Below are 11014 nucleotides of genomic sequence, written 5' to 3'. Positions count from 1 at the left end.
GGACAAAGGTAGGGGCAATCGCGGTCACTTCCCGACCTCGATGTGCCCTCAGGCGAGCGCGTCGGGGCCCAGCTCGTCCGGCGAGGAGTAGCCGGACAGGGCGAGCGTGATGTCCAGCTCGCCCAGCAGGCAGCGCAGCACGTGCTCGACGCCCGCCTGCCCGCCCAGCGCCAGCCCGTACAGCACGGGACGGCCGATCAGCACGGCCCGCGCGCCCAGCGCGAGCGCCTTGACCACGTCGGCCCCGGTGCGCACGCCCGAGTCGAACAGCACCGTCAGCCGGTCGCCGACCGCCTCGGCGATGCCGGGCAGCGCGTCGAGCGCGGCCAGGGCGCCGTCGACCTGGCGGCCGCCGTGGTTGGACACCACGATGCCGTCGACGCCGTGCTCGGCGGCCAGCCGCGCGTCCTCGGTGCTCATGATGCCCTTGAGCACGATCGGGCCGTCCCAGTGGTCGCGCAGGAACGGCAGGTCGTCCCAGCTCAGCCCCGGGTTGGGGAACATGCCCGCCCAATGGGCGACCGGGTTCTCCACCCCGGCGAAGTTGGGGTCGCTCAGGTAGTTGGCGATGCCGGTGCCGGCCAGGAACGGCAGGAAGCCACGGTCGAGGTCGGCCGGACGCCAGCCGAGCAGCGTCGTGTCCAGCGTGACCACCAGCACCGAATGGCCGGTCGCCGCGGCCCGGCGCAGGAAGCTCAGGCACACGTCCCGGTCGGTCGGGTAGTAGAGCTGGTACCAGCGCGGCGCGTCCCCGCCCGCCGCCGCCACCTGCTCGAAGTCGTGGGCTGCGGCCGTCGAGTGCACGTACGGGACGCCGACCGCGGCCGCGGCCCGCACGGTGGCGAGTTCGCCCTCCTCGTGGGCCAGCGTCTGCACGCCCATCGGCGCCACCAGCACCGGCGCCGCCATCGGGGTGCCCAGCACCTCGCACGACAGGTCACGCTGCCGCCGGACGCCGCGCAACATCCTCGGCACGATCCTGCGCCGCTCGAACGCCTCCAGGTTGGCGCGGGCGGTCGAGCCGCTGCCCGCGCTGGGCACGATGTAGCCGAGCGCCTCGGGCGGGAGCACCCGCCCGGCCGCGGCCTCCAGGGCGGAGAGGTCGGTGGTCAGCTCCGGCGCACGGCCTTCGAGCATGCCCGTCAGGTAGATGCCGAGCTGGTGATCGCCTGCGTTCATGGCTCCCATCCAACCAGCCCGTCCCGCCCTCCGGGGGCCGTGACGACCGCCCTCATGACGGCCCTGATGACGGCGACCGCGAGGCGGCCCTACGCTGCTTCCCATGCACAAACGCGTGATCGACAACCGCTTCGAGCTGACCGAGAGGCTCGGCGGCGGTGGAATGGGCCTGGTGTGGCGCGCCTGGGACACCGCCCTCCACCGCGAGGTCGCGCTGAAGGAGGTCCGGCCGCCCGACCCGTCGTTCGAGGAGCACGATCCGGAGGGCGCCCGCGAGCTGCGCGCCCGGGTGCTGCGCGAGGCCCGCGCGCTGGCCAGGCTGAACCATCCGCACGTCGCCACCATCCACCACATCGTCGATCCGGGCGCCGACGGCTACCCGTGGATCGTCATGGAGCTGGTCACCGGCGGCTCGCTCCAGGACCGTCTCACCCGCGGGCCGATGACGCCCTGGGAGACCGCCCGCCTGGGCCGCGAGGTGCTGTCCGCGCTGCGCGCCGCGCACGCGGTCGGCATCCAGCACCGCGACGTCAAACCCGCCAACGTGCTGCTGCGCGAGGACGGCCGCTCGGTGCTCACCGACTTCGGCATCGCCGCCGTGCGCGAGTCGACCAGCCTGACGGCGACCGGGTCGTTCATCGGCTCGCCGGAGTACATCGCGCCCGAGCGCATCAACGGCCACGAGGGCGACCCCGCCTCCGACCTGTGGTCGCTCGGCATGATGTTGTACGTGGCCGTCGAGGGCCGCCACCCGCTGCGCAGGAGCACCACGCTGGCGACGCTGGCCGCCGTGCTCAACCAGGAGGTTCCGCCGCCGGAGCGGGCCGGGCCGCTCGCGCCCGTGCTCGGCGCCCTGCTGCGCCGCGACCCGGCCGGCCGGCCCGACGCCGAGACCCTCGACCGCCTGCTCGCCGCCGTCGCCGACCCGGGCTCCGCCCCGCATGCCTACCTCCCGCCACCCCGGGCCCCCTTCCCGCCCGGCCACCCCTCCCCACCCTCGGGCCCCCTCCACCACGGGCCGCCGCCAGGGGCCACCGTGCCGCCCGGGGGGCCGCGGCCCTGGGGGCCGGAGCCGTCGTTCTCGCACGCCGGGACCATGTCGTCGCGCCGCTCCCGCCGCTCGCCGGTCGCGGCCGTGACGGCCTCCGTGGGCGCGCTGGCGGTGACCGGCGTGCTGGTCTACACGCTGCTCCCGGGCGTGCGCGGCGCGGAGGAGCCGGAGCAGCCGCAGACGCCGCGGGTCACCCCGATGGAGACCACCGACGCCCAGGAGCCGGCGGAGACCGACGAGCCGAAGCCGCAGCCGGAGAACCTGCTCACCGCCGACGGCATCCGCGCCGCGATCAAGGCGCTCAAGCCGGTCATGGGCGGCACCAAGGTCGTCCGGATGGTCGTCTACCCGACGTACATCTCCGCCGAGGCGCCGGTCAAGGGCGACCCGACCATCTACGACCGCTACGCCTACCGCGACGGCGTGGCCTCCCGCGAGGGCGCCGGCTCCACGGTCCGCACCCCCACCGTCGACCTGGCCAAGTACAACTGGGACGCCATGCCCGGCCTGCTCAAGAAGGCCGAGGGCGTCCTCGGCGTGCGCAAGCCCACCTCGCGCTACCTCATCGTCGACCCCAACTTCGTCTTCACCAGCACCAAGCAGGTCCTGCTCGTCTACCTGGGCGACGCCTACCGCACGGGCTACCTGGTGGCCGACCCCCAGGGCAGGGTGCTCAAGACCTACCGCGCCTCCTGACCGGCCGGGCGGCTCAGCAGCCGCCCTGGTAGCCGCTCTCCGGGATCAGGCGGCTCCACTCGTCCTGGCTGAGCGGCCCGCCCGCGCGGGCGCACACCTCCCGCGCCGTCAGCGCCGGGTCGACCGGGCTCTCGCGTACGCTGCCGTCGGCCGCCACGCCGCGCAGCGTGCGGCCGTCCTGGCTGAAGGCCAGCCCCTCGGCCCACGAACCCACCTGGCCGACCTCGCGCAGCGTGCCGGCGTCCCACAGGGAGGTGCGTTCGGCGTCGATCGCCAGCAGGTCGCCGCCGGGGGAGAAGCGCAGGTCGCGTACGGGGGCCGAGCCGGTCACGACCGTGCCGGCCCGCTCGCGCTCCCGTACGTCCCACAGCTCCACGCGTCCGCCGCCGAGCCCGAGGGCCAGCGTGCGGCCGTCGGGGGAGAAGGCGAGCGCGGTGGGCCGGTCGGCGGCCGGGGCGAGCGGGGTGACCTCGCCCGTACGCAGGTCGAGCAGGTTCGTGCCGGAGGCGAGCGTCGAGCCGTCGGGGCTGAAGGCCATCGCCAGGTCGCCGGCCCCCTCGTAGACCTTGATCCGGCGGCCCGCGCGCACGTCCCAGGTCTCCAGCAGGCGGCCACGGGCGGTGGCCAGCGTGTCGCCGCCGGGGGACAGGGCCACGGCCGACACGTCGCCGCCCGCGTCGACGGCGCTCACCCTCCTGCCGCCGGACGCCTCCCAGACGGTGACCGGGTCGCCCGCCACCGCCAGCAGCCTGCCCGCCGCGTCGAAGGTCACGTCGCCGGTGGCGGCGATCTCGGCCAGCGGCCTGCGCGCCACCACGTCGGTGAGCCGGATGGCGTCGCCCACGTCCTTGGCCGCGACCCGGCCGTCGCTCGACAGCGCGGCGGTGCGGACGCCGGGGGAGGGCGCGGGCAGCCCGGGGACGTCGAGCGAGACGACCGAGCCAAGCCCGCTCAGGTAGCGCAGCGTGCGGCCGTCGGCGGAGAAGGCCAGGCCGCCGTGCTGGTCGCCGCGGAAGTGGTAGGCCCCGGCCAGCCGCCGGTCGGCCACGCTCCAGACGCGCACCTCGTCCCGGCCGGGAAGGGCGAGCAGGTTGCCGTCGGGGCTGAACACGGGGGTGCCGGCGGAGGTGTCCGACAGCCTCTCACCGTCGCCCGCCTCCGCCGCGAAGGCGGCGACGGGGGCGGGGGCCGAGTCGGCGGCGGAGGCGCCCTTCGGCGGCTCGGCGCCGGGCGTGACCAGCGTCACGCCGTCGCGGCCCGCCACGGCCAGGGTGCGGCCGTCGGGGCTGAACGCCAGAGGCGGCGCCGACCGGTCCGGCCCGGACTGCGGCCGTACGGTGATCACCCGTTCCCTGGTCCGGCCCGGCAGCGCCCACAGCTCGACCCGCCCGTCCAGGCCGGAGAACGCGGCCCGGCTCCCGTCGCGGGACACCGCCACCCGGCGGTCGCTCACGTCGAACAGCACCTCGCCGCCCCGGTACACCTTCGTCCGGTTCCCGCTGGTGATCGCGTACGTCCCGGTCTCGGGGGTACGGCCGGTGGCGACCTCGACGGGCCGGCCGTCCGGGCCCTCGGCGTACCGGCCGTCCTCGCTCAGGGCGGCGCTGCCTTCGGGGAGCGCGCGCGTGGCGAGCTGCCGGCCGCCGCGGACGTCCCAGACGGTCAGCGTGCCGTCGCCCCACCTGACCAGCTCGTCGCCGCGCAGCAGGTAGCCGGCCCGCTCGTCGGCCGCGGGGTCGGTGAACACGCCCAGCTCGGGCTGCGCGAGCGAGGCCTGCAACGCCGCCCGCGCCTCGAACACCGGCGACATCCGCCAGGCCGCCACGCTCAGCCGCATCGCCGTACGCGGGTCGGAGGAGCGCAGCGCCTCGGCGCGGGCGGCGACGGCCCGCGCGTTGGCCTCCAGGAGCTGCCCCCGCAGCTGCTGCTCGCCGTTCAGGGAGAGGGCCGACATCGACACCGCGACGGCCAGGGCGGCGGCCAGCGTCGCCAGCGACGGGCGCAGCAGCCGCCTGCGCTGCTTCGACATGGCCACGCTCGCGCCGATGAAGTCGCGTTCGAGCTGGTTGAGGCGCAGGTGGCGGCGCCTGGCCGCGGCCCAGCCGAGCGCCGTGTCGAGCCGGTCGCCCCGGTAGAGGTACGTCTGCCCGCGCCGGTGGCGCGACCACCGGTCGGCCGCCAGGCGCAGCTCCCGGTGGACGGCCAGGCCGTCACGCTCGTCGGCCACCCACCCGCGCAGGCGTGGCCAGGCCCGGTAGAGCGCGGCGCTGGCCGGCCCCACCCGGTCGTCGCGCACGGCCACGAGCTTGCCGACCGGGGTCTCGGTGGGCGGCACCCGGACGCTGCGGCGCACGAGCAGCCCGGCCGCCATGAGCGGGGCCAGCACGCCGCCCTCGTCGTGGGGCTCGTCGCCGTCCATCAGGCGCAGCAGCAGCCCCGGCACCGCCTCCTGCTGGCGCGGCGTGAGCCCGGCGTAGACGTCCTCGGCCAGCTCGCCGAGCGACCGGTGGCCGGCCACTCCGTCCGGCGGGCGCAGCGCGGCGGGGTCGGCCTCGACCAGCAGCTCGTGCGCCGCGGGCCGGGCGGCGGGATCCTTGGCCAGCGCCCGTCCGACCAGCTCGCGCAGCCCCTCGGGCAGGGCGCTCAGGTCGGGGTCGACGGTCAGCAGCCGGTGCAGCACCACGCCCAGGCTGCGTCCGGAGAACGGATCGCCGCCCGTGGCCGCGTAGAGCACCACGGCCCCCCAGGAGAAGACGTCGGTCGCCGCCTCGTGGCCGCTGCCGGTCAGGATCTCCGGGGCCAGGTACGTGCACGTCGCCCCCAGCGACCCGCCGACCGCCGCCCCCATGTCGATGACCTTGGGGCCGCCCGCCGCCAGCAGCACGCTCTCCGGCCGCAGGTCACGGTGTGTCAGCCCGGCCGCGTGCAGCGTGCTCAGCGCCCCCGCCAGCGCCCCGGCCAGCGCCGCCAGCTCCTCGCCCCGGTACGGCCCGTGCCGCTCGACCGCCTGCCGCAGGTCGGGCCCGTCGACGAACTCGCTCACCACGTAAGGGACGCCGTGATCGACCCCGGACGCGACCACCTCCGCCAGATGCGGGCAGGTCACCCGCGCGACCGGCTCCACCTCGACCCGCGGCACCTTGACCGCGTAGCGGCGGCCGTCGTCGTCGTAGGCGTCGTAGACCACTCCGCGCGCGCCCGCGCCGAGCCGGGCGGCCAGCCAGAAGCCGCCCAGCCTCTCGGGATCACCAGGCACCAAGCGCATCGTCACTGATGCTTAGATGCGCCGGAGCGGCCGTTGGTTGTGGGAGAACGACCACAGGTCCCCCGCGCGCCTCGGGGGACCCATGCGTCATGATCATTATGCCAGGTTCCCGGATCTTGACTGCCACTCCGGACGCAGCACCGACATCGTCACGGAGTCGTGCCACTCGCCCTCCCACAGCAGGGTGTCGCGTTGCACGCCCTCCTCCACGAACCCGGCCTTCTTGTAGACGTGCCGGGCCCGGTCGTTGAAGGAGTAGACCTCGAGGCTGATCCGGTGCAGCGGCGTGGTGGCGAAGGCGTGGTCGAGGACCAGCTCGATCGCCTCGCTCCCGTAGCCCTTGCCGAAGACCCGGGCGCCGATCAGCGCGATCCGCAGGTTGCACGACAGGTTGTGCCGGTCGAGCTCGTTGAGCACGACCTCGCCCACGTACTCGTCGCCGGCCATGACGGCCAGGTCGAGCCGGTCGGCGTGCTCGCCTCTCGTGCTGTACCACTGGCGGGCCACCTCGGGGTCGGCCTCGCCGTGGGTGCCCGTCAGCCGGGTCACCTCCGGGTCGCCGACCAATGTGAGCAGGCCCTCGACGTGCTCGGGGCCGACCGGCAGCAACCTGACCAGCTTCCCCGTCAGAGTGGGTTTCTCGGCGAACATCCCCTTTGGGTATCAGCCCTGGTCATCGACCGGCAAACCCATTTTCCTCAGTGCCGCGTCGCGCACCTCCTCCGGGGTCAGCACGCCGACGTCACAGGTCAGGTCCGCGACCTGCTCGAAATACCGCTCGCGCCGGGCCCGCATCTCCGCCGGCTGGAACTCGGGGCGGTGCGCGCCCGAGCTCATGCGCTGCGCCAGGACGGCGTCGGCGGCGTCCACCCAGACCACGAACGCGTCGCGCAACGCCGCACGCACCCGGGGGTCCTCGACGGTGCTGGCCGCCGCCGCGATCACCTTCGGCTCGTCCGCCAGCGCCGCCAGCACGTGCTCGGCCTCGTACCGGTGCAGCGCGTCCGCGCCCTCGCGGGCGGCGATCTGCGCCGCCGTGCCGCCGTACTCCTTCTCCAGGAACGGGTCGCTGTCGGTGAACGGCATCGCCAGCGCCGTGGCCAGGAGGCGGCCCGCGGTCGTCTTACCCGATCCCATCAGCCCGATCACCACGACTGGTTTGTTTTTCGACATGTGGATAGAGGTTCCTTCGTGTCAAGGAGGTAAATCTGATGACCATCGCCGGAAGCATCATCCTCATCATGCTCGGTGCGATCCTCACCTGGGCCGTCGAGTTCGATCTCGCCGGTCTCGACATCAACGTCGTCGGCGTCATCCTCATGCTCGGTGGCCTGGCGGGGCTGCTGTTCGGCATCTACCGGATCAGCGTCACCCGCAGGGCGGTCGGCCCCATCGACGAGCCGGTGCACCGGCACGAGATCTACGAGGAGCCGGAGACCCGCAGGACCACGGTGTACGAGGAGCGCCGCCACTACGACGAGCCGCCGCTGTAGGAGGTGAATCGACATGCCAGCCGTTGACGAGCTGCCGTCGACCATCAAGCGTTCGCCCAAGAAGGCGCAGAACACGTGGATCAAGGCGCACGACTCCGCCGTGAAGGAGTACGGAGAGGGGCGGCGCGCGCACATGACCGCGTTCGCCGCCCTCAAGCACTCCTTCGAGAAGGTCGGAGACCACTGGGAGGCGAAGGGGCAGAAGGGACCGTCCGACAAGGGCGCGACCGACCGCTCCGGCCGGACCGAGGAGGGCGTGGACGCCAACGCCAGCAAGGAGCACTTGCAGGGCGTGGCGTCCAGGCTCGGGGTGCGCGGCCGATCCAGGATGACCAAGAAGGAACTGGTGGACGCCATCAAGAAGGCCAACAGGAAGGCCACGGCGAAGGCCCGCTAGTTCCTTCAAAGCAACCGCTTGACCGCCGCGGCAATCGCGTGGCGGTCTATGCGGGCGTCCGCGAGCTGTTCCTCAGGCGTCGCCGACCCGGGCAACCCGGTCACGGCGAGCTTCACCACCCGCGGGCCGAGCTCGCTGACGGCGTCCAGCACGGCGTCGCCGAGACCGCCCTCCAGCCGGTGATCCTCGACCGTGATCAGGTTGCCCGTCGTCGTGGCCGCCTCCACCAGCACCGCCGCGTCCACCGGCTTGACCGAGTACAGGTCGATCACGCCGACCGGGACGCCGGCCGCCTGCAGTTCCTCGGCCGCCGCCAGCGCCTCGTGCACCGTGATGCCCGCCGCCACGATCGTGGCCCGGTCGTCGGGCGAGCGCCGCAGCACCCGCGAGCCGCCCACCGGGAACCGTTCGCCCGGCGGGTAGATGACCGGGGTCTCCCCGCGCGTGGTGCGCAGGTAGGACACCCCTGACACGTCCGCCATCTCGACGGTCAGCGCCGCCGCCTGGTTGGCGTCGCACGGGTACAGCACCGTGCTGCCGTACACCGCCCGCATCATGGCCAGGTCCTCCAGGCCCATCTGCGAGGGGCCGTCCTCGCCGATCGAGACGCCGGCGTGCGAGCCGACCAGCCGGATCGACGCCTGGCTCACGCCGGCCATCCTGATGAAGTCGTGCGCCCTGGTCAGGAACGCCGCGAAGGTGGCCGCGTACGGGGTCCAGCCGCGTACCGACAGGCCGACGGCCGCCGCCACGAGCTGCTGCTCGGCGATGTACATCTCGAAGAAGCGCTCGGGGAACGCCTCGCCGAACTCCTGGGTCTTGGTCGAGTCGGCCACCTCGCCGTCCAGCGCCACCACGTCGCCGCGGGCCGCGCCGAGCGCCGCCAGCGCAGCGCCGAACGCGCTCCTGGTCGCGGCCTTCCCGCCGACCTCGTACTCGGGCACCGTCGCCGGTCGCGTGTCGAAGTGGAACGGCTCCGCCTCGCCCTCCGGGGGGTGCACGTCCACCCGGACGCTGCGCGGGCCGCCCAGCTCGTCGATGGCCTTGTCGGGATCCTTGAGCGGCTTGCCGTGCGCGCCCTCCCGGTTCTCGACCTCGGTGACCCCCTCGCCCTTGCGGGTCTTGGCCAGGATCGCGGTGGGACGTCGGCGGGTGTTGCAGGCGTCCCCGAGCGCGAAGTCGATCTGCCCGGGATCGTGCCCGTCGATCTCGATCGTGTGCCAGCCGAAGGCGCCGAAGCGGCGCGCGTACGCCCCCGTGTCCCATCCGTGCCTGGTCGGGCCGCGTTGTCCCAGCCGGTTCACGTCCACGATCACGACCAGGTTGGCCAGCCCCTCGGCCCCCGCGTGCTCGGCCGCCTCCCAGATGGACCCCTCGGCCAGCTCACTGTCACCGCACAGTACCCACACCCGGTACGGCAACCGTTCCAGCCGTCCCGCCATGGCCACGCCCACGCCCACCGGCAACCCCTGCCCGAGCGAGCCCGTGGCGACGTCGACCCAGGGCAGCCGGGGGGTGGGGTGCCCCTCCAGCCTGCTTCCCCTGTGCCGGAACGACAGCAGCTCCTCGTCGTCGATGACCTTCGCCGCCTTGTAGAGCGAGTAGAGAAGGGGGGAGGCGTGGCCCTTGGAGAAGATCAGGTGGTCGTTGCCGGGGTTGTCGGGGCGGTCGAAGTCGTACCTGAGGTGGCAGGCGAACAGCACGGCCATCAGGTCCGCCGCCGACATGGACGAGGTGGGGTGCCCGGAACCGGCCGCCGCGGCGGCGCGTACGGAGTCGACGCGCAGTTGCGCGGCCAGTTCGGTCAAATACTGGAGATCGCGTTCAGGCATCAAGACCCTCCTCGTGAGTTTCACGCCGCCTACCCCCTGGGCGCGGCTTAACTCGGGCTTGACGCCACCTGACCCCATTTATCCACAGTTGAAACATCCCTCGCGGGGCGGCCTGGGTCGGGGTGTCAGGTGTCGAAGCGGCGGCGGGCCGCCTCGATCTCGCCGAGGTGGCGCTGCGTCCAGTGGCACATCGCGTCGACCGTCGCGCGCAGGGCCCGCCCCGGCTCGGTGAGGGTGTACTCCACCCGCGGCGGCACGGTCGGATACACCTCCCGCTCGACCAGCCCGTTGCGCTCCAGCATGCGCAGGTTCTGGGTGAGCATCTTGTGGCTGATGCCCTCGACCTGGTCGCGCAGCTCGCCGAACCGCAGGGTGCCCTCGCCGATTGCCTCGATGATCAGGAACGCCCACTTGTTGGCGACGTCCGAGAAGATCTCCCGTGCCAGGGAGTCGGCCCGTCTCAGGTCCGCCTCGCCGTCCGGGCCCTTGAACTGCTTGGTCACCATGAGGTTCCCCAGTCACTGAAAAGTGCGTTCTTCCACGTCAGCGGACACTCTCCTACAGTTCCTCAGTAACCACAAGAGACTGTGAGGCGGCCGCGCACGCGTTCCGGCCGCCCGTGTTCCGAGGAGGCGCACCACCATGCCCGTCACCCTGCTGAACCCCGAGGGGCTGCCCGAGGTCGACGTCTACCACCAGGTGGCGGTCGCGTCGGGGACGAGGCTGGTCTTCGTCGCCGGCCAGGTCTCCTGGGACGCCGACGGCACCACGATCGGCGCCGGCGACCTCACCGCGCAGGTCGAGCAGTGCTACCTCAACCTCGCCACCGCCCTGGCCGGAGCGGGCGGCACGTTCGACGACGTGGCGAAACTGACCGTCCACGTCGTGGACTGGACCCCCGACCGGATGGCCGCCCTCCTGGAGGGGATCTCCCGGGCGAAGGCGAAGCTGGGGGTGACGTCGACCCCACCGGCGACCCTGCTGGGAGTCGCCGCCCTGGCCGTCCCCGACCACCTGGTCGAGATCGAAGCCACCGCCCTCCTCCCCTGACCGGGCAATGCCGGAGGCGATGTACTGAGAACCAACTGAGAAACGTCGTTC

Annotated in this window: 10 protein-coding genes; 4 read left to right on the top strand and 6 right to left on the bottom strand. The window is 73.3% G+C overall.

The genetic code is table 11. The annotated features are described in order from the left end of the window. Window positions 1-48 precede the first annotated feature (48 nt). Complete coding sequence (locus ACIA8R_RS09985) at window positions 49-1179, bottom strand: alpha-hydroxy-acid oxidizing protein (protein WP_397037687.1); 1131 nt, start codon at window positions 1177-1179, stop codon at window positions 49-51. 103 nt (window positions 1180-1282) lie between these two features. On the opposite strand from ACIA8R_RS09985, the gene ACIA8R_RS09980 reads away from it, so the two are divergent. Next, window positions 1283-2926: a serine/threonine-protein kinase gene (locus ACIA8R_RS09980; RefSeq protein WP_397037685.1), complete on the top strand. Its 1644-nt coding sequence runs from the start codon at window positions 1283-1285 to the stop codon at window positions 2924-2926. Window positions 2927-2939: 13 nt separating this feature from the next. Here the strand turns inward: ACIA8R_RS09980 and ACIA8R_RS09975 are convergent, their stop codons facing one another. The 3 genes from ACIA8R_RS09975 to ACIA8R_RS09965 form a co-directional block, all read right to left on the bottom strand. Further along, window positions 2940-6182, bottom strand: a complete 3243-nt coding sequence (locus ACIA8R_RS09975; RefSeq protein ID WP_397037683.1) for a protein kinase — start codon at window positions 6180-6182, stop codon at window positions 2940-2942. Window positions 6183-6287: 105 nt separating this feature from the next. Further along, a complete protein-coding gene (locus ACIA8R_RS09970; protein ID WP_397037681.1) occupies window positions 6288-6842 on the bottom strand; it encodes a GNAT family N-acetyltransferase in 555 nt (184 codons plus the stop codon). Between the two features lie 12 nt (window positions 6843-6854). Continuing rightward, a complete protein-coding gene (locus ACIA8R_RS09965) occupies window positions 6855-7364 on the bottom strand; it encodes a shikimate kinase (protein ID WP_364084843.1) in 510 nt (169 codons plus the stop codon). 38 nt (window positions 7365-7402) lie between these two features. On the opposite strand from ACIA8R_RS09965, the gene ACIA8R_RS09960 reads away from it, so the two are divergent. Further along, entirely contained in the window at window positions 7403-7684 is a 282-nt protein-coding gene (locus ACIA8R_RS09960) for a hypothetical protein (protein WP_352319513.1), read from the top strand. Between the two features lie 13 nt (window positions 7685-7697). Next, on the top strand, window positions 7698-8081 hold the full coding sequence (locus ACIA8R_RS09955) for a ChaB family protein (protein WP_357699025.1): 384 nt from the start codon (window positions 7698-7700) through the stop codon (window positions 8079-8081). A 5-nt stretch (window positions 8082-8086) separates the two neighbouring features. On the opposite strand, the gene ACIA8R_RS09950 is transcribed toward ACIA8R_RS09955, so the two are convergent. Both ACIA8R_RS09950 and ACIA8R_RS09945 read right to left on the bottom strand, forming a co-directional pair. Beyond that, complete coding sequence (locus tag ACIA8R_RS09950; protein WP_364084839.1) at window positions 8087-9913, bottom strand: transketolase; 1827 nt, start codon at window positions 9911-9913, stop codon at window positions 8087-8089. 125 nt (window positions 9914-10038) lie between these two features. After that, on the bottom strand, window positions 10039-10419 hold the full coding sequence (locus tag ACIA8R_RS09945; protein ID WP_364084836.1) for a helix-turn-helix domain-containing protein: 381 nt from the start codon (window positions 10417-10419) through the stop codon (window positions 10039-10041). A gap of 136 nt (window positions 10420-10555) precedes the next feature. Between ACIA8R_RS09945 and ACIA8R_RS09940 the strand changes: the two genes are divergently transcribed. Continuing rightward, window positions 10556-10963 carry a RidA family protein gene (locus tag ACIA8R_RS09940; RefSeq protein WP_364084833.1) on the top strand — a complete coding sequence of 136 codons (408 nt, stop codon included), beginning with the start codon at window positions 10556-10558 and terminating at the stop codon, window positions 10961-10963. Window positions 10964-11014: the final 51 nt, after the last annotated feature.

The organism is Nonomuraea sp. NPDC051191 (genome assembly GCF_044455665.1).
Taxonomy (GTDB): Bacteria; Actinomycetota; Actinomycetes; order Streptosporangiales; family Streptosporangiaceae; genus Nonomuraea.
Note: the sequence above shows the minus strand (reverse complement) of the source record. Positions and strands in the feature narration are given on the sequence as shown.